This window comes from Acinetobacter sp. FB, assembly GCF_056033405.1.
Genome location: NZ_CM148502.1, coordinates 2,467,692 through 2,487,373, shown reverse-complemented (window position 1 = coordinate 2,487,373; position 19,682 = coordinate 2,467,692). Strand labels below are relative to the sequence as shown.

Below are 19,682 nucleotides of genomic sequence, written 5' to 3'. Positions count from 1 at the left end.
GTTTTTAAGGTAAATAACAATGCAACATACTTTTTTATCAACTTTATGCAAGTTTTCTTTAATCACAACGATGTTAACTTCAAGTTGTTTTGCGACTGCTCAAAAAGCTCCAGCGCCAGAAGATAAATATGGAGATGGCCGAGTTTCCGAGTTTTATACATGGAAATCGGCTATTCCTGAACAGGCAGGAAAATTATTAAAAACAGAAGCGATTCATAATCCTTATATTCGTTTAGCAAATGACAGTCAGGCTATTCGGATTCTCTACAGTTCGACCAGTGGCAAAGATAGCAAAACACCTATTGTGGTTTCAGGAAGTATTCACTTACCAAAAGGAACGCCGCCTAAAGAGGGTTGGCCAGTGGTGTTATGGGCACATGGTACGGTCGGTTTGGCCGATGCTTGTGCGCCGTCTTGGAGTGGACGATCATACCGAGATGTACAATATCTAAATCGTTGGCTTAAAGAAGGTTTTGCTGTCGTTGCCACAGATTACGAAGGGTTAGGTGTTGCAGGACCACACTTGTTAATTAATAACCCAATGCTGGCTTATAGTATTTTAGATAGTGGTAGAGCTGCTTTAAAAACCAAGTTACCACTTGCCAATAAGTTTGTGATTGTTGGCCAATCACAAGGAGGCGCTGGGGCTGTTTCGGCTTCTTCCTATTCGGCTACGTATGCACCTGACTTAAATATTAAAGGTTCAATTGGTACAGGCGTGATTTATCAAGATCCTGAAGCGACGCCTGAAAAGAATCAGCTAAAGTTAAATCCTTATGAAGTCAGTCCGTCGCTTGCTTATGGCATCTATAGTTTTTTAGTGACGCAAAGTTTATATCCAGAGATAAAAACAGAAGATATTTTCACACCTGAAGCAGTACCTTTAGTTGAACAAGCAAGAAATGCCTGCTTAACAAGCTTTATGGGGGATATTCAAACTGCGGGTCTTTCGCCAGCGCAAGCGTATAAACCTAATCCACCTGCAAACTATAAAAAGCTGCAAGAGAAACAATCGAATGATTATGGTTATTATCAGACATTAAAAATCAGTCACCCACTATTTATCGGAACAGGGGCAAACGACCGAACACCTGATGCTCGATCTCAAATGAAGCTGGTGGCCGATGCGTGTAAAGCGGGTACCGTAGTCGAAGGCCATTTGTATCATGGCTTAGGGCATAGCGAGACCGTTAATGCGTCATTACAAGATTCGATTCCATTTGCTAAAAAGGTGATTGCAGGAGAGAAAATTCAGGCTATTTGTAAGCCTGACTTACAATAAAAGATGACATAAAGATTTTCTTACTGAAGAAAATCTTTATTTTAAAAAGCCGCTCTTCAAAGATATTGCAGAGCGGCTTTATGCTTTAAATGTTTAAGCGATGCGCTTTAATCTTTTTGCAGCCTCTTCACGTACAGCAGGGATGATATAGCGACCATAATCGACCGTATCATAGATCGGATCGTAGCCACGATTTAAAAAGGTGGTAACGCCTAAATCTACATAATCGAGTAATGCTGCAATAATGGTATCTGGTGTACCAACCAAGGCAGTGGTATCACCATAAGCGCCTACAGCAGTTGCTGTGGGCATCCATAAGGCACGGTCATGTCGATCACCTTGCTGGGCTGCTGCTAATAAACGCTGTGAACCGATGCCTTTGATTTTGTGCCCTGACAATGTACCGTTATTTTGAAAAGTTGGATTGTTCTGAATATCAGCAAGTATCTGTTCTGCACGCTGCCAAGCAAGTTCTTCGGTTGGGCCAATAATAAGGCGTACGGATAAGCTAACAGGTGGCTGCGGTTTATTGGCGTGTTCTGCTGCGAGCTTTAATTTAGTAATTTGATCTTTTACACCAGCCAGTGGTTCCCCCCAAAGTGAATACAGGTCTGCATGGCGGACTGCAATATCATAAGCAATATCGGATGAGCCACCGAATGAAATCGGGATTGTCCCGTTGACTGGCTTTAACGGGCAAAAAGCGTTTTCTAGCTTAAAGTACTTACCTTCATAACTAATAGGTTGATCGCTTTTCCAGAGCTTCTGAATAATATCTAGATATTCACCAGTTCGTTCGTAACGTTGAATTTTATCGACAATATAATCACCTTCTTGAGGCTCAGCTGTAATTCCCGTAATTGCATGTAAACGGATTCTTCCACCACCTGTAGTATGGTCAAGTGTCGCAAAAGAACGTGCAGCCAGATTTGGTGTTACAAGTGCAGGACGATGGGCAATCATAAACCCGAGTCGCTCAGTATGCTGTGCCAGATAAGCTGCGATTTGTGCACTGTCAGGGCTACTTGGTCCGCTGGCAATTAAAACTTTATCAAAACCCGCATATTCATGTGCCCGTGCATGATAACGTAGATAGTCGAGGTCTATTTTATGACCAATACGTGTACCTTTGGTTTCTGACCATTGATTTGGAAAAACCATACCAACAAATTCGATACTCATTTTACTCAACCTACTTTGTATATTTAATATAAAAGAGCAAAATAAATGCCAATTGCTGAGGCTTTATAAATGATGGGTTTTCAAATTTTATTATTTAAAAGGTGTTTGTATTTGATCAATATTAAAGCATAATGTTTTAAAAACAACATATCATAAAAATAGAAATATATTTAATCTTAATTTATAAGTAAATTCGAAACTTAAGATGAAATGTGAATTTTGGATTAAATATATTAATTTGTTATTTATTAAAAAAAGAACTGAAATGTAAGATGGTGTTTTAAGATGCTTATATCATAAGCTTTAGGGGTAATTATGAAATCTTTTTTAGATAATGATTATAAAGTAATTACTTTGCCTGATAATGGTGTTCCTGTAAAACCCATAAGAGCAAAAGCAATTATTTTTTCTGATCAAAACTCCCGTAAGTTATTAAACCAAGTTGAAACCATTGCCCCAAGTTCTGCAAGTGTCATCATTCAAGGTGAATCTGGTACTGGTAAAGAATTGATTGCACGCGAAATTCATTTGAAAAGTGATCGGAGAAACAAGCCATTTCTCGCTGTGAACTGTGGTGCTTTGGTAGAAACACTGGCAGAGTCTGAACTATTTGGATACGAGGCAGGAGCATTCACTGGGGCAAATAAAACTCGGGCAGGAATTTTTGAAACTGCAGATGGTGGTACTTTATTCTTGGATGAGGTGGGTGAGTTGCCACTCTCTTTACAAGTTAAACTCTTACGAGTACTGCAAGAAAAAGAAGTGGTTCGTGTCGGTGGACGTAAACCGATTCCAATTAATGTCCGTATTTTATCGGGTACACATGTAGATTTACGTAAAGCTGTTACAGAAAATAAGTTCCGTTTAGACTTGTATTATCGTTTGAATGTTGTGGTTCTAAATATTTTACCCTTGCGTGAACGTAAAGGGGATATTTTACCTTTGGTTGATTTCTTCTTAAATTCGTACTCACAGAAGTTGATTACAACAAAGCCTAATATTAGTGACCGAGCAAGGAACGCATTATTAAATTATGGCTGGCCGGGTAATATCCGTGAGCTAGAAAACAATATTCACTATGCGCTGCTTATCAGTGGTGGGAAAACAATTGATATTGAACATTTAAGATTTTCTGAAGAGGGCAGCTCAACTGTATTACCAGATAATGATCTAATCCAAGAGTTTGAAAATATTCTAAAGCGCCTATTTCAAGAGTATGATGGAGAAGTATGGCATATTATTGAAGATAAGATTGTGAATACAGCATTTTCAAGTTGCTGGAATAATCAGGTGAAGACTGCAAAAATGTTGGGTCTTTCGCGCAATGTTTTGCGTAACCTTTTGTCTCGGTATAATTTATTACCCAATAAGAATGAAAATGAAATCGCATAGAAAAAGACAGAATATTTGGTTTTAAGAACATCCATCTTTGACCTATGGATGTTCTTTTTTTATGGCTGTTAATTTAGTGATCCATAAGCCCAATTCAAATAACAGCCACATAGGGACAGCAAGAGCAAGCATACTGAACACATCTGGAGGGGTAATGAACATTGCAATAAAAAAGAAGAACACAATGATGTGTTTGCGATGTTCTTCTAGTTGTTGAATAGATAAAATTCCAACAAAAATAAGAATATAAGTTAATACTGGAATTTGAAATGCCAGACCAAAGGCAAGAAAAAGCTTTAAGCAAAAATCTAGATAGCTATTGATATCCGTCATCGGTAATACATTTTCAGGAGAAGCCAATACAAAGAATTTTAAGGCTAAGGGTAAGATCAGGCCATAAGCAAACAAGAGACCGAGATAAAATAAAAAAATACTGGAAAGGGCTAGAACGACACCAAATCTTTTCTCGTTTTGGTAGAGTGCAGGTGCAACAAATTGCCAAAACTGATACAGGATAAAGGGAATACTCACTAGAATTGCCAGATAAATATTGAGTTTGAACGGTGCTAAAAATGTACCCATCACATCCGTTGCAATCATGGTTGAGTGAATAGGTAATAATGAGATTAAAGGTTGAGCAAGAACATGGTAGTTCTGTTGGGCAAGCGGGAGAAGCACTAAAAAAATGGTAACAACCGCACCAATGCTATAGATCAAACGCTTTCTTAACTCTTTCAGGTGTTCGCTATATTTCATTTCAGTGAGGTTTTCACTGACGAGATGTTCAGTCATGCGGCTTGATCCTCATTGAATTTATTGGCTGTTTTAAAATGAGCTAAAAATGGTGTCTTTAACTCCTCTTGTGAACGGGTATAGATATAGTCATTGATGCGGCGTGCTTTGGTTTTTTGTTCCATAGAAACAGCGGTTTGTACATTTTCAATTTCTTGTTGCATGAGCGCGAGTTGTTGTTTGAGCTGCTCTTCATTTTGTTTTATTTTTTGCAGCTCTTCTTGCATGACTCTCTTAAGTTCGATTAGGTCAAGTTCGTTTTCAATATCATTTTGAATTTTACTAATTTGGTTTTTAACTGCTCTGTATTTGAGGAGGACTGTTCTTAATGTGTGAGGAAGCTTTTCAGGTCCTAAAATAATAAGCGCAATAATGCCAAAAGCAAATAACTCTCCAAAGCTAATATTAAACATGGCAATATATCACTTATAACTTGGTCTGCTTCTCGCTATTTGATTCCAGTGGACTAATATCTTTGTATTGTTGATTCTGTATTAATTTTGGATCATCAGGATTAACAGAGTCTTTAAAGTCTTTAATTGCACCACCCAAGTCTTTTCCTAGGTTTTTTAGCTTTGAAGTGCCAAATAGTAAAATAACGATAATGGCAAATAATAGAATATGCCAAATTGATAAACCCATGCTAAAACTCCTAAATAATAAATAACAAAGACTATTAATATCACGACATCATCTATTTTCTAAATCATATTAATATCGATCAATATTCGATTTAATTATGCGGTATGATCCAGTAGATGAAGTGCTTGATTACGAAAATTGAATAAGCTTTCACTGTCTTTATGTCTTGGATGGGCTAAAGGAATAGGTATAATTTCCTTGATTTTCCCTGGTCGAGCTGACATTACAATCACACGATCTCCAAGATATACTGCTTCTTCAATATCGTGCGTCACAAGAATCATGGTGATTTTTTCATGTTGCCAGATACGTTGCAGTTCAGCCTGTAAATGACTACGGGTCATGGCATCCAAAGCGCCAAACGGTTCATCTAAAAGTAAAATATCAGGTTTATTGACCAACCCACGTGCAATGGCAACCCGCTGCGCCATACCGCCAGACAATTCATGAGGGTAGGCATTCTCGAATCCAGTAAGTCCAACAATTTCGATATGCTCTTTCACACGTGCATTTTTTTCTGAACGGCTTAACCCCGTTTCTTCCAGCGCCAAATGGATGTTTTCGGAAACGGTGAGCCAAGGCAGTAAGCGATGCTCCTGAAAAATTAAGCCTCGTTTTAAATCTGTCCCTTGGATAGGAATTTTATTGAGTAAAATTTCACCTTGATAGTCTGGGTCTAGTCCTGCAATTAGACGAAGTAGTGTCGATTTTCCACAACCACTGCTGCCGACAATGGAGATAAATTCACCTTGCTCAATGTCGAGATGAATACCGTCTAAGACCGTTAAGTTGTTCTGATCACGTTGAAATGATTTATTGAGTTTTTTAATCGAGAGTAAAGGAAAAGACATATAGAAATCCTGATTGTATTTTTAAATTAGAGGCTACTAAGCTCGCCATTGCAGCAGACGTTTTGAAATGAAGTGGATAGATGTGGTCATCAAAATACCGCTCATCGTAACGGTCATTGCGCACACCAAGAGGATGTCCATTTCGGCATTAATTTCAGCTTTCATCATGAGATTGCCCAAGCCTGCGCCTGCATTGAATAGCAACTCACTTGCTGTGGTGGTGATCCAAGTAAAAGGGACTGCTAAATTTAACCCCGTTAAAATATGTGGCAAGGCTTGTGGCAAGCGGATTCTTTTAAGTTCACGCCAAAATGAAAACTGATACATTCGTGCGACTTCACTGTATTTTTCATCATAGTGGCTAAGTCCTTGAAAGGTATTAATGACCAAGGGGAAAAAAGAAGCCAGTGCAATAATAAAGATCTTGGCTTCTTCACCATTGCCAAACCATAAGGCAATTAATGGGGTTAAACCGAGGAGTGGAACTTGTCGAATACTGTTAAACAGCGGAGATACCAAGGCATTTAAGATTTTCGAATAGGCGAGTAATGCGCCTAAAATTAATCCAGCCGTTGAACCAAATAAAAAGCCTAATCCCGCTTTCTTCAGACTACCCCATGTATTTACCCACAACTCACCTGTTTCTAGTAGTTGAAGAGCAGCAGAATAAATATTCTGTAAAGGGACAAAGGCATAGGCATGACTAGAACCTAGTCCTGAGTTGTATTGCCATAATGCTAGTAATATTGCTGGAAGTACGAGGCCTTGTAATAGGACCACAGGCTGTTGTAATGCACCTTTCAAAGTAAGTGATAGTGACGACATTATTTCCCCCTTGAACTGAGAGCAGGTGATATAAAGCGTTGTTCGACCAAACGTAAAACTTTATCGAGGCTAAAACCAATCATACCTGTGATAAATACCCCGACCATCACCACATCTAGACGAAGCATTTGCCGTCCAAGCTCCATCATCTGACCAATGCCAGTACCAGCTGCAAGTAATTCAACTGCAACTAAAATCAACCATGCTCGGCCTAATGCAATTCGCAGTCCACTGATCAAGGGTGGTAATGTTGAGGGGATGACGATGTACCTCAGCCACGCTCGCGTTTTAAGTTTGTAGATTTGACCGAGTTCAATGTATTGTTTAGGAATATTTTTCACTGCATCTGCTGTTGCCAAAGCAATTGGGAAAAAACAGGCTTTGATAATGAGTAAAATTTTAAACAGTTCGCCAATCCCAAAAACGAGAATAAAAATAGGAATAAGAACAAAGATCGGAATCTGGTAAAGCAGATTAAATAAGATATAAGTGTAATTACGGAATGTGGTGATTGAACCATAGGCAATTCCAAAAGCAATGGCACTGAGTGCTGCAATAGAAAATCCAAAAAATAATCGAGCAAGACTATCCTTTAAGTGCAGTTGTAGTTCACCACTTTGCAATAAACTAATAAATGTATTCCAGACCGTTGCGGGTGGCACCAGAATTTGAGTTGGAAAAATTTGTAAAGAGCAAATAAATTGCCAAGTAAGTAAAGCCAATATAGGGGAAATCAGCGAGAGCAGCCCATACAACTGCTCAGCAGAAATCCTCCTCCATAGCGGAGGTCTAACCACAACGATATTCTTTTCAAGGGGAGGATTTACGAGCGTTTTCATCGCTTAGTCTCCCTGTTTCTTCTGCTGATCGTTTACATGTAAATTTTGAATTGCTTGCTCGGCAAATTTTGGATTTAACAGCTCATCTGCTTTTAAAGGCGTTTGAATCAACTGGTTTTTCACAGCATGATCAATGACTTTGGCATAGTGTTGTTTAAAGAAATCAACTTTGTATTCAGGTGACCAATCCTGTTGCCATGTACTTGCACTATTTTGGCTTTCACGTTGAATCACAGACAAAGGTTGTCCAAACTTGGTTTGACTCTGCTGAAATTCATTTTGGTGTTGGGATATCCAGTTCATTGCCCTAACTGTTGCGTCAGCAAGTAACTGAGTGGTCTCTGGATATTGTTCAATATAGTTTTTACGTCCCCATAATTCCGCACGCATTTTCCAATCAGCAGGCAAGGATTGAGATGACCATATAATTTTACCCAGATGGCGGTCTTGTAAAGTCAGCGCATCACTTAAAGTAAAAAATGCATCCACACTTTTGGCAGATAAAGCTGCTGCACCTGCTTGAGGGTTGAGGTTAATAATTTGAAAGTCTTTGAGGTTTAAACCTTTGCTTTGTATAAGTTGACCAAAATTGATTTCCCAAGGACGGCCACGATGTAAAGCAATTTTTTTACCTTTTAAGTCCTCAATACTTTTTACCTGTGAATCAGGTGGCACAATCAGATAGACATTATTACCAACCCCCCCAGGCACAACAATTTGTGTTTTTACCCCAGTTGCATTTAGTACGACAGCTGGTAGGTTGCCATAAAAAGCAAAATCAATTTTATTGTTCAGGAAACTTTCATTCACTAAAGTCGCTACAGCAGCAGTTGTTACTGGCTCCCATTTCAACTCAATATGTTGTTGCTTTAAGGCCTTGAGAAAAATAGGGTCTTGAGAGATGAGTTGTGGTACGCCAATAAAGTCCAGACTACCTGATGTTCCATTTGCTACGACAGCAATACGCAACTGTTGCTGAGATGGTTTACTCTCAGATGCTTGTTCGTTTTGTTTTGCATCGCAAGCGACGAGTCCTAAAAGACTAAAACTTAAAAATAAGCTAGGAAGAATACGCATATCATCATAAGAATTAAAAAATATAGAGGAATAGAGCAAGAACCAAGCCAAAATAATTACTATATATAAATCAATGGATTAATTGTTTTTGTAATCACGGTTGCGATTGAAGCAAGAAAGTATGCTGTGAAACAGACATTTGGAGTTATGGAAGTGTTGAAATTTCAACACTGTGTTTTTTCCTGTTTTTGTAAGGTTTAATTAAAACAATAACATAGCTTATAAATTCTTTGGATAAAAAGCGGCATGATTTCTGCTCATGACATAGCTAACGAACGAGATGTCGTCAAACGTTTAATTTATTGAGAAGTATTATGTCAGTTGAGTTTTTATGGAGAATTCCTGTTCATGGGGATGGTCGTCGAGCACATCAGTTACATACCCGTGGTGAATGGAATCAGTTAAATCCAGCAATTCGATCTCCACAACGCGTGGCTCCGCGACATGAAGATGATTTATTTTCCTACTATGATTATGTACAACAAGTGGCAAAAGCGGCTGATATTGTTGGCTTCCATGGCGCATTGATTCCCGCTTTTCCTCATACTGAAGAGCCTTGGGTATTGGCTTCAGCATTGGCAAGGGAAACTAAACGACTTCGACTGTTGATTGCGATTCAGCCGTGGTTTATTCATCCAGCCTATGCCAGTCAAATGGCTGCCAGTTTACAGCGTTTAAGTCAGGGGCGAGTTGAGTGGAATGTCATTTCAGGTGGAGGCGGTGCGCAGCAACGTGCTTACGGTGATTTTATTGAACATGACCAGCGATATGCACGGACCAATGAGTTTTTGGAGTTTGTAAAAGGTTATTCACATCGTGCTCCATTTGACTATGATGGCAAGTTTTTTCATGTTGAGCAGGGTGGGTTGAGATACCCAATGAATCAATATGATGTACCTCGGTTATGGTTGGCTGGTGCGAGTGATGCTGCCTTACAAGTCGCAGGACGCCATGCTGATATTCACTTAACTTGGGGTGAACCTGTTCAGCAGCAGAAAAAAGTCATTGAACAGGCGCGAGCGTTTTTTGAACAAAACTCGCCTGATCGCAAAGTCAAATTTGGTATGCGTATTGATATATTGGCACGGCCTACACAAGAGCAAGCTTTTCAGGAGCTTAAACAGATGTATGAAACCATTGCTGTTGATGGTCATGCATTTGAACGAAAAGATACTGAGTCGGTTGGTGCAAAACGTCAGCAGGCTTTGGCGCAGGGCAATCGTTTCGAAGACTTATTTGTAAGTCCGAACGTTTGGGCGGGTATGTCTAATGTACGTGGCGGACCTAACTGTATTTTAGTGGGTAGCTATGAACAGGTTGCAGAGCGTTTGCAAGAATATATTGATATTGGTGTTGGTCATTTCATTTTAGCCAGTAACCCTCATTTGGAAGAAGCCTATCGGGTAGCAGAAGAGGTCTTACCACTGGTTGGATATAAATTAAAATAATAAATTTAGATCCCTTTGAGATATCAAAGGGATCTTGTTGTTTGAACAGCATAACACTGTCTGAAAACCAACATATGGAATATCGATTAATTAAAAAATACTTATTAAAAGTATAAAAATCAAATATTTGTTCTTTTGGCATGACTTGTGCAATTTTTTATTCAATATTTAATTTTTCGTTTAAAACCCTATGAGTGAACTACTATTTAACTCGCATAAACGGGCGTTGCTATTTGAACAATATGCACCTGAAGCTAGTTCAAACAACATAGCAGATCCGTTTACACGGCATTCCTTGGAGCTTACGCAACCATCTCCACCACGCTTGAATAAAGTGTTGATTGCGATTATTGCAGTTGCTTCTGCGCATTTAGGAATTTGGTATATCGCAAAACACTTGCCTACACCTACTTTGGACATTCATAAGCCAGAACCCGTGGTGATTGAAATTGTAAAACCTGAAGAACCACCGAAAGTTATTGAACCTAAAATTCCTCCTGTAACAGAGAAACCGAAAATTCCACCGGTTGTGGAAAAGCCAAAACCAATAGTTAAACAGGTTGAACAACCCAAACCTGTACAGAAAGCGGTAGAGCAACCTAAAGCAGTCACTCAGCCTACGCCACAAAAAGTTGAAGAGGCTGTCGTGACTAAAGAGGTGGCTCCTGCACCTGTTCAGAAAGTGGTTGAACCTGTGAAGTCGGTCGATGACAACTTACCTGTGACGGAAGCGAAAGGATATGCCGGCTATCTGAGTAATCCTGCACCCGAATATCCAGAACAGGCACTCGAACGCGGTTGGGAGGGTTCTGTAATTTTAAGGGTCAAAGTATTAGCAAATGGTAGCCCTGATACGGTCAGTGTCAAGCAAAGTAGTGGCAAAAAACTTTTAGATAGCGCTGCTGTAAGAACAGTAAAGCAATGGAAATTTTCACCCGCTTTAAAAGGTAAAACACCTGTAGAAGGTTGGGTCGATGTTCCAATTCATTATCAATTACCGAAATAAATTTAATTTTATAGATTAAGAGGATATTCACATGACTGACATTAATTCATTGATCCATGACGGCACTATCTGGTTATTGGTTGCTTTCTCTATTGTGACTTGGGCACTGGTTGTAATCAAAATCGTTCAGACCCAAAGAGCATCAAAACAAGATAAACGTTTCGTAGAGGAGTTTTGGAAAGCAAAAAATTTATCTGAGGCCGTGACTAAATCTGAATCGGGTCAAGGACCAGCAGCACGTGTTGCAAATGCAGGGTTTAAAACACTGATAGAAGCAGATGAAAAAACACACCATGACTTGCAAAACAGTTGGAGCCGTCAGGACCTATTGGAACGTCACTTACGCAAACAAATTCTAACTGAACGTCGTCAATTGGAGAAAGGTTCAGCGCTATTGGCGTCTATTGGTAACAATGCACCCTTTATTGGTTTGTTTGGCACTGTATTCGGAATCATTCATGCATTACAGGCTATTGCCCATTCTGGTAATGCAAGTATGGATGTCGTTGCTGGACCGATTGGAGAGGCATTGATTGCAACAGGAATTGGTATCGCTGTTGCTGTACCTGCTGTGCTTGCCTATAACTACTTTGTACGTAAAGTTAAAGCGATTGGTGCAGACTTAGATGATTTTGCAACAGATTTTGTCAGTTTAAATCAAAAGGCCGGTTTTCAATTGCCGACTGCTAAAACCAAAAATACAGCAGAGAGTACGATTCTGAATGATGCTTCAACAAAAGAAGTGAAAGAGAAAGGAGTATTCGCATAATGGCAATTTCTACCTCTCAAGACGATGATGTGGTGAGTGAAATCAACATTACACCGCTGGTGGATGTGATGTTGGTTTTGCTGATTGTCTTTATCGTCACAGCACCTTTGCTGACCAATACGGTGAAAGTCAATTTACCTAAGGCCGCACCGACTCAATCCACTGATCAGAATAAAGCTGTCGTGATTAGTGTTAATCCACAGGGTGAGATATTTTTGGATAAGGACAAAGTGTCTCTTGCAAGTTTTGAACAAGAAATTCAGTCACGCAAGAATAGCAACCCGAAGCTGGCTTTGAACCTGAATGCGGATGAAACAGTTCCTTATGGGACAGTGGCAAAATTATTGGCAAGTATTGAACGAGTTGGCGTAGATAAATTATCGGTGATCACTGTTCCTCAATAATCCCAGCCACATCTTAAATAGCTGCTTCGGCAGCTTTTTTAATTTATTCTGTCAGCAGAATAAAAATCCCCTCATCAAGAGGGGAAGCAAAGATAAACGGATGTGCTTAAGCCTTCCATAATTTCTCAAAACGCCACGTTGGAAAAATAGTATGTTCTGGGGCTAAGCCTCCAATATTTTTTGTGGCTGCATCAATGGTATGGCTAAATCCCCAGATCAGCATTCCACCACGTTCATGTTGAATTTTCTGTGCTTGGGTCAAATACACTTTTCGCTTTGCTAAATCTGGTTCGGCAAGCGCCTTATAAAACAACTCACTATATTCAGGATCTTTAAAATTGATTTTATTGGTTGTTGAAATCGGTGCATCATTGACAACAGCAGTAGATAAATAGGGTGTACCGACATTGGTTGAGTTACTCGACAATTGCCATTTATTACGGTCTGGTCCATTAAATGTTGCGGCATCGACTTGTTTGACTCGTATATTCACATTGGCAAGTTTTGCTTGTTCTGCAAAGATCAGTGCAGGTTGGGCGCTGCCAGCAGGCGCAACAAGTTCAACATTTAAACCATCTTTAAAACCAGCTTGTGCCAATAATTTTTTTGCTTCCTCTATATTTTGCTGACGTTGGGGGAGGTTAAGAAAAGCAGGGTCCTGTGGTGAGTAGAGATCATTGGCAATACGTCCCTGACCATTTAACCCACGTTGTACAAGCTCCTCTCGATTGGCAATTAAACGAAATGCCTGACGGACTTTAGGATCATTAAAAGGGGCTTGTTGCGTATTAAAGTCAAAACCATTATGGGTATTCGTTTCAGAACGAATGGTTTGAATATGTTTCGCCTGCTCCAGAATTTTAATGTATTCAGGTGAAATGGCATTGGCGATATCAATTTGTCCTGCTAATAAGGCATTTAAACGCGAGACTTGATCTTTAAAATCAATCACCTCAAAACTGTCTGCATAAGGTTGATCCGCTTTAAAATAGTTTTCAAAACGGGTGAAGACAGAACGTTGACCAGGGATAAACTGTTTGACTTTATAAGGCCCAGCACCGACTGGATTGTGGATTGGATCAAAGTCGGTAGGTACGATTCCACCAAAATTCACCCAAGTTTCAGGTAGTGCAACGAAACCAGAAATTGAATTGATAAAAGGAATACGAACGGTATATTCATCTAATTTTTGAATGCGATCCCGATCAATCCATTGCACCAGACTTCGAAACGGTGACGCAAGCTTTGGGTCAGTTAAACGCTTTACTGAGAAAATCACATCATCAGCAGTAATTGTTTTACCGTGATGAAATTCTAGACCTTTACGTAGACGAATGGTCCATTCACTCGCATTATGATTGGGTTCAGAAAATTCAGCCAAGGCAAGACGTGGCAGCATATTTTCATCCCATTCCCATAGCTTGTTATATATGGCAAAACCTCGGGTAATTCCTGCGCTGGAAGTAGACAGATGTGGATCTAAACTGCCTGCCTGTTGTCCACCAATTAGACCCAATCGAATCGTTCCACCATGTTTGGGAGTGAGTGAAGATGGGCTCTGTACTTCAGTACCCGTTTGTGGTGATTGATCGCAGCCAGACAAGCTCCACATTAAAGAAACGCCACCTACTGCGCTAAGACTTTGTGCTAAAAACTTTCGACGTGACAATAGAATTGATCGACTTGTCATTATAAATACTCATATTGGATAGTCATCTTTATGGACTTGCAGAATAAATGCCAATAATTTATTTATATTTATCAGTATTTTATTTAATTGTGGTTTTTGTTTACTGTCTTTATTTCAACAAATCTGTTGAAAAAATAAACATTTATAAAGCTGATATCTAAATATATAAAAATTAAAAACTATTAAATCAATATCTTGGGTGTCATTTTGAGGCTGTTTAATGATTGGCATAGGCCTTGCGTAACGTACTGTAAATTTACTTTACTGAGTATGATATGAAGCAGCCTTTTCAATTAAAACCTTTAGTGATTGCCTTAGCCTTTTCGGGGGCATCTTTACCCATACATGTGTTTGCCGAAGAAACCCAAAATACATCGGCAAATACTGAAAGTGATGTGATTACTTTGGCAGATGTCGTGGTGACTGGTGCAAATAAAAAACAAACTGTTGTTCCCAAACGTAAAGTGACTTCAATCTATGGAACGGATAGCTCTGTATTAGACACACCTCGTGTGGTGTCCCAAGTATCGGAACAACAATTTCGTGAAGATGTGATTCGTAGTGCAGATGATCTTGTTAAATATGCGCCGAGTATTACCCGAGGCGGTGGACAAAATGCCAATTTTGCACCACAGATACGGGGGCAAAATTCAGAAGTCTTTCAAGATAGCCAACGAATTTATAGTACCCGTCATCCGACCAATTTAAATGCCTATGAAGCGGCTGATATTGTTGCAGGGCCGACGGGAGTAATTTTTGCGCCTACTTCGGGTTCAGGTGGATATATTAATTATCTCACTAAAAAACCTAATTTTAATAAAGCAGAAACAACGATTTCTGGTTCAGTTGGTTCAATTTATGCAGGAAAAGGTACAGAACCTAATTTTTCTGTCAGTATTGATCATACCGCCCCGATCTCTAAAGAACTTGCATTTCGTGTCAGTGCAACAGCTCAAAAAACTGATGATTATTATGACAATGTGAAAAATAATTTTAATGCATTCTATGGTGCATTGGCTTGGCGTCCAGATGATAGTCTACGTGTCGACTGGAATATAAGTTATGACGATTATTATGATTTTAACGTGACACATGGTTGGAATAGGGCAACACAACAATCTGTTGATAACCGTCAGTATTATAAAGGCAGGGCAACGCCAATTATTCAAAATGGTACGACCTTTTGGTCGCCAGTATTTGAATCTGGAGCTGCAAATTCCAAAGTGATTGGTTGGCAGAATCGACAAAAGAATGACAAAAACCAATATATTGCTGTAGGCCCAATTCAAACAACACCATTACCGAATGCAACAGCAAATCAGGCTGGAACGATTCGAGGTTGGGTCTATGATCCATCTATACCCGGGAATGGATTGGTCAAATTAGACGATAATATTTCTGGTCGAAGTGAAGATAAAAATAGTGCCAAACGATTTAGCACCCAATTAAAATTAGTTAAAGATTTGAATACGCATTGGTCTGTTTCTAATAGTACGCTTTATCAAAACAGCAAGGATTTAGGTGATTCGGTTGGAAGTTTCTTTACTGATCTGGAACATGAGTTATTTGATAATCGCCTAGAATTCCTCGCAGATTATGATTTCGAGTTGTTTGGGCTTAAGGTGAATAATAAAGGCAGTACTGGAGGAGCATTTCGCCGTGAGGAATTTACTTCTTTAGCGGCAAATAATAGTTTTAATATTAACCCTTATGATCTGACCAATGATCCTTCTCAAAAAAATCCTGGGGATTTACTAGGCTTGGTCAATAATAGCAGTTCAACAGGAGGTTGGATTGGACAGGCTGGTGTTCCTCAATATTCTCAGTACTTTGGTTATTTAAATCTGCCAAGAATGTACCCTGCAAATGATGGATTATACGCTGAAAAAGGCGGTTTCCCTCCCAATGGTGGTGGTGCTGTCTATACAGGAAAAGGTTTCTGGGATACATGGAGTGTATTCACTCAGCAAAATTTCACCTTTAATAATGTCTTTGGCATTAATCTTGGGATTAATCACAGTTCCATCAAAGCCAAACTTGAAAATCCACTGGTTCTCGTCCCAACTGATGTCCGTTCCGACACTAATAAATATAGTTTGTTGAGTTATCAAGCCAGTACATTTATCAAGCCGACAGAAAAAAGTACCCTGTATTTCACCTATGACAAAAGTACCTCGCTGAATACTGGTGTATTTGGACCATTTTTAATTTGGGGCGCAGGTAACCAGCTCAATCCACTCGCTTTTGATAGTCAAAGTGAATTAAAAGAAGTGGGGGTGAAATATGAACCGATCACTGATCAACTTTTCCTGACCTTGAGTGGATTTGAGCAAAAACGTGATTTATCGCCTGATACCAATGGCAATATGGCGCGTTTTGAAGTAAAAGGCCTTGAATCTTCACTACGTTGGCAGCTACAAAACAACCTTGCTTTAGGAGGGAACTTAACCTATTTAAATGCTGAATTTAGCTCAATTATTCCAGCAGGCTTTTCACCATTTGGTTTCCATGCAGACAATGCAACCGTTTGGGGAGATAGTAATGGATTAAACCAGCGTAAAGCAGGTCGTTATGATGCGGCGGGCATTCCGAAATATTCTGCAAGTGCTTATGTGGATTATCAACATCAGTCAGGTTTTGGTGTAAATCTCTCAGGGTGGTGGACAAGTGACTGGTATACCAATTTAAGCCAGACGGTTAAAGTACCGAATAACTATAATCTGGATTTGGGAGTTTACTATCGACAACCGCAATGGACTGTGGGTTTGAATATTCTGAATTTGACGAATGAACGTAATTTCGTCAATGGTTTAGCAGGTTCAAATAGCGAGTTTTTACAACCAATGCGTCCACTCACGGTGCAGGGTCAATTTAGTTATAAGTTTTAAATAAGCAAGAACATTAACCATCTAAAGCCATACTGTTGTATGGCTTTTTTATTTATATTTTTTCATTAATAAAGGGTGAAATGCCTAATGTTGGAATAACAACAATATTAGGGGTGGAAATGTCTAACGATCAGCAGATTTGCAGGAATTTATTTTAGTATTTTATTTTAAGTTATTGAAAATATTTAAATAAAAATGATGGCATAGAAGTTGCCAATATAATAATAGATTTATTTAAATGGAGTCACCATGTTTAAGGTCACAAAAATTAGGCAGAGTATTTTAACTGCTATGTGGGGAGTAACAGCGAGTGTTTCGACATTGGCTTTGGCAAATGAAGAGATCGATACAGGCATCACAGCTGAGCAACAGGCGCAGGTGGTCAATGCAAAAGATGTCAAAAAGTTAAGTGATGTGATTGTAACAGCACAATATCGAGCACAAAATATTCAAAAAGTTCCAACCGCGATTACCGCTGTTTCTGGTAAAGATTTGGCTGCCAAGGGCTCAACCTTTATTGGTGATGTTTTAACCTATACCCCGAATGCTGCTGCGGAAAACCCAGATGGAGATAGTCGACCGCGCTGGTATATTCGTGGTCTAGGCACGGGCGATGTTGCGGCATCAACTGTATTTCCAGTGGGCATTTATGCTGATGGTGTGTATTTGAATGCACCCGTTGCAGGTGCAGGAGATTTATTTGATCTGGAGCGGATCGAGGTTCTACGTGGTCCACAGGGAACGCTTTATGGTAAAAATACCACAGCAGGTGCAGTCAATTATATTTCCAAAAGACCAACTTTCTCAGAAAAACCAAATGGCTATGCAACAATAGGTGTCGGTGATCATAACCTACGTACCTTTGAAGGTACAGCGAATGGAAAAGTTTCAGACAATATTGCGGTACGGGGCGCTTTTTATTCTGAAGATCGTGATGGTTATGCAAAAAATTTAGCGAATGGCGAAGATTATGGTGATGTTGATAAGAAATCTTTCCGTTTCCAGATTTTAGGTAAAGTGAATGACCAATGGAATGCACTAGTTAATTTACATAGCCAGACCTACAATGGCTTAGGAAATAATGGTTCCTTAAGTATAGGCAAATATTGGGGGGTCTATGAAAGACCAGAGGGACGTAATACCAATTTAGATTTAGATGAAAAGAATAAAATTCAGCATGATGGTGCTTCACTGACTTTAAATGGAGATTTAGGAGGAGGCCATAGCTTTACTTCAATCACGGCTTTTGACAAGACCACACAGAAGTCGATTTCAGATGGTGATTACACCCCTTATGACGTTGCGCGAAGTTATAGCGATAATGAATGGCGTCAATATAGCCAAGAGTTTCGAGTTTCATCCGATGCAAACAAACGTTTAAGCTGGATTGCAGGATTACATTATTTTAACGAAGAATTAGATTCTACGGGTGTGAGTGCACGGGTCAAGAAAACTTTGCCAAATGGTGCGCCTGCACAGACGGCATCTACTCCTGCATTTAGAGACATTACTTATAATCAAGCCACACAAAGTTTTGCCGTATTTGGAAATAGTACTTATAAGTTTACAGATAAATTTAAGGTGACGGGTGGATTACGCTGGACCAGTGAAGAAAAAGATATTGATCTCGACCTGACTCAGATTACAACAGGCGACTACACCAAAGGGAGTTGGTGGAAAAAATATGGGTATAGCAATGCTGTCTATAACCCAACTGCAAATGCGAACGGTTCAACAAGCCGTAAGAAAACATGGAATGAGTTGACCTATGACATTACACCAGAATATGAAATTACCCCTGATCTAAATACTTATTTTAGATTTGCACGTGGATTTCGTTCTGGTGGTTTTAATACAGGTTTATCCAGTAGTCTAACCCAACTTGCGGATGTTAACCCTGAATATTTGAACAGTTACGAGCTCGGTTTGAAATCTAGCTTACTGGGTGGGGATTTAGTCGCAAATGCCAATATTTTCTATTATGACTATAAAGATATCCAGACCAATTTATTAGTTGCAACAGAGGGGCAAGGGGGTGGTGTTACTTCAGTTTTAGCCAATGGGCCAAAAGCAGAAGTAAAAGGTGCAGAGTTAGAGTTGGATTATTTAGCCACTGAAAATCTACGGTTACGTTTTGCAGGGGCTTATTTAGATAGTGAATATACTGATTTCGTTGACAAGAATCCAGTAACCAATGTTGTCAATGCCGACAATACCGGGAACAGTTTAGTCCGCTCACCCAAATATACCATCGGTGTTGGTGGTGAATATACCTTCAATTTAAATGATGGCGCTCGTATCGTTTTGGGTACTGACGCAAGCTATCGTGATCGTGAATATTTCTTGGTGAATCGTCAAGACTATTCGGTTGATCCAATCTTAAGCCAAAAATCTTATACCTTGTGGAATGCCAATATTGGTTATCACAGCGCAAATAATAAATATCAGGTCAATACCTATGTTAAGAATTTGCTGAATGAAGAATATCAAGTACATGGTCGTCCAAATGGCCCAGCAGGACAATATGTTTTAACCTACGGAAACCCACGCCAAGTTGGTGTTTCTCTCACAGCCAAATTCTAACTGTTATACGGA

At 39.4% G+C, this 19,682-nt stretch carries 17 protein-coding genes; 8 read left to right on the top strand and 9 right to left on the bottom strand.

The features are described 5' to 3' along the window. Window positions 1-19 precede the first annotated feature (19 nt). Complete coding sequence (locus tag AC0JIQ_RS11820; protein WP_474201771.1) at window positions 20-1,282, top strand: lipase family protein; 1,263 nt, start codon at window positions 20-22, stop codon at window positions 1,280-1,282. A gap of 93 nt (window positions 1,283-1,375) precedes the next feature. Here AC0JIQ_RS11820 and AC0JIQ_RS11815 read toward each other — a convergent pair whose 3' ends face one another. Further along, window positions 1,376-2,464 carry an LLM class flavin-dependent oxidoreductase gene (locus AC0JIQ_RS11815; RefSeq protein WP_474201770.1) on the bottom strand — a complete coding sequence of 363 codons (1,089 nt, stop codon included), beginning with the start codon at window positions 2,462-2,464 and terminating at the stop codon, window positions 1,376-1,378. A gap of 315 nt (window positions 2,465-2,779) precedes the next feature. Between AC0JIQ_RS11815 and AC0JIQ_RS11810 the strand changes: the two genes are divergently transcribed. After that, complete coding sequence (locus AC0JIQ_RS11810; RefSeq protein WP_474201769.1) at window positions 2,780-3,856, top strand: sigma-54 interaction domain-containing protein; 1,077 nt, start codon at window positions 2,780-2,782, stop codon at window positions 3,854-3,856. A gap of 42 nt (window positions 3,857-3,898) precedes the next feature. On the opposite strand, the gene tatC is transcribed toward AC0JIQ_RS11810, so the two are convergent. From tatC to AC0JIQ_RS11775, 7 genes are all read right to left on the bottom strand, one after another. After that, the gene (gene tatC, locus AC0JIQ_RS11805) at window positions 3,899-4,648 is read right to left on the bottom strand and encodes a twin-arginine translocase subunit TatC (protein ID WP_474201768.1); all 750 of its coding nucleotides are present in this window, start codon (window positions 4,646-4,648) and stop codon (window positions 3,899-3,901) included. After that, on the bottom strand, window positions 4,645-5,061 hold the full coding sequence (gene tatB / locus AC0JIQ_RS11800; protein WP_474201767.1) for a Sec-independent protein translocase protein TatB: 417 nt from the start codon (window positions 5,059-5,061) through the stop codon (window positions 4,645-4,647). Before tatB ends, tatC begins: the two co-directional genes overlap by 4 nt. Window positions 5,062-5,074: 13 nt before the next feature. Beyond that, window positions 5,075-5,290: a Sec-independent protein translocase subunit TatA gene (locus tag AC0JIQ_RS11795; RefSeq protein ID WP_474201766.1), complete on the bottom strand. Its 216-nt coding sequence runs from the start codon at window positions 5,288-5,290 to the stop codon at window positions 5,075-5,077. A 95-nt stretch (window positions 5,291-5,385) separates the two neighbouring features. After that, complete coding sequence (locus AC0JIQ_RS11790) at window positions 5,386-6,141, bottom strand: ABC transporter ATP-binding protein (RefSeq protein ID WP_005211133.1); 756 nt, start codon at window positions 6,139-6,141, stop codon at window positions 5,386-5,388. 36 nt (window positions 6,142-6,177) lie between these two features. Further along, window positions 6,178-6,966: an ABC transporter permease gene (locus AC0JIQ_RS11785; RefSeq protein ID WP_474201765.1), complete on the bottom strand. Its 789-nt coding sequence runs from the start codon at window positions 6,964-6,966 to the stop codon at window positions 6,178-6,180. Then, window positions 6,966-7,805: an ABC transporter permease gene (locus tag AC0JIQ_RS11780; protein WP_474201764.1), complete on the bottom strand. Its 840-nt coding sequence runs from the start codon at window positions 7,803-7,805 to the stop codon at window positions 6,966-6,968. The genes AC0JIQ_RS11785 and AC0JIQ_RS11780 overlap by 1 nt, the downstream gene beginning before the upstream one ends. Window positions 7,806-7,808: 3 nt before the next feature. Next, on the bottom strand, window positions 7,809-8,882 hold the full coding sequence (locus tag AC0JIQ_RS11775; RefSeq protein ID WP_474201763.1) for an ABC transporter substrate-binding protein: 1,074 nt from the start codon (window positions 8,880-8,882) through the stop codon (window positions 7,809-7,811). Window positions 8,883-9,196: 314 nt separating this feature from the next. Here AC0JIQ_RS11775 and AC0JIQ_RS11770 point away from each other — a divergent pair, with 314 nt between their 5' ends. The 4 genes from AC0JIQ_RS11770 to AC0JIQ_RS11755 all read left to right on the top strand — a co-directional run bounded on the left by AC0JIQ_RS11770 (window position 9,197) and on the right by AC0JIQ_RS11755 (window position 12,509). Further along, window positions 9,197-10,330: an LLM class flavin-dependent oxidoreductase gene (locus tag AC0JIQ_RS11770; RefSeq protein ID WP_474201762.1), complete on the top strand. Its 1,134-nt coding sequence runs from the start codon at window positions 9,197-9,199 to the stop codon at window positions 10,328-10,330. 190 nt (window positions 10,331-10,520) lie between these two features. After that, window positions 10,521-11,336, top strand: a complete 816-nt coding sequence (locus AC0JIQ_RS11765) for an energy transducer TonB (protein WP_044434488.1) — start codon at window positions 10,521-10,523, stop codon at window positions 11,334-11,336. Window positions 11,337-11,367: 31 nt separating this feature from the next. Further along, the gene (locus tag AC0JIQ_RS11760; RefSeq protein WP_474201761.1) at window positions 11,368-12,105 is read left to right on the top strand and encodes a MotA/TolQ/ExbB proton channel family protein; all 738 of its coding nucleotides are present in this window, start codon (window positions 11,368-11,370) and stop codon (window positions 12,103-12,105) included. After that, window positions 12,105-12,509, top strand: coding sequence for an ExbD/TolR family protein (locus AC0JIQ_RS11755; protein WP_004655022.1), 405 nt, complete (start codon window positions 12,105-12,107; stop codon window positions 12,507-12,509). Before AC0JIQ_RS11760 ends, AC0JIQ_RS11755 begins: the two co-directional genes overlap by 1 nt. Before the next feature lie 106 nt (window positions 12,510-12,615). Here AC0JIQ_RS11755 and AC0JIQ_RS11750 read toward each other — a convergent pair whose 3' ends face one another. Then, window positions 12,616-14,199 carry an ABC transporter substrate-binding protein gene (locus AC0JIQ_RS11750; protein WP_474201760.1) on the bottom strand — a complete coding sequence of 528 codons (1,584 nt, stop codon included), beginning with the start codon at window positions 14,197-14,199 and terminating at the stop codon, window positions 12,616-12,618. Between the two features lie 275 nt (window positions 14,200-14,474). Here AC0JIQ_RS11750 and AC0JIQ_RS11745 point away from each other — a divergent pair, with 275 nt between their 5' ends. Then, window positions 14,475-17,087 carry a TonB-dependent receptor gene (locus tag AC0JIQ_RS11745; protein ID WP_474201759.1) on the top strand — a complete coding sequence of 871 codons (2,613 nt, stop codon included), beginning with the start codon at window positions 14,475-14,477 and terminating at the stop codon, window positions 17,085-17,087. A 249-nt stretch (window positions 17,088-17,336) separates the two neighbouring features. Continuing rightward, window positions 17,337-19,670 carry a TonB-dependent receptor gene (locus AC0JIQ_RS11740; protein WP_474201758.1) on the top strand — a complete coding sequence of 778 codons (2,334 nt, stop codon included), beginning with the start codon at window positions 17,337-17,339 and terminating at the stop codon, window positions 19,668-19,670. Window positions 19,671-19,682: the final 12 nt, after the last annotated feature.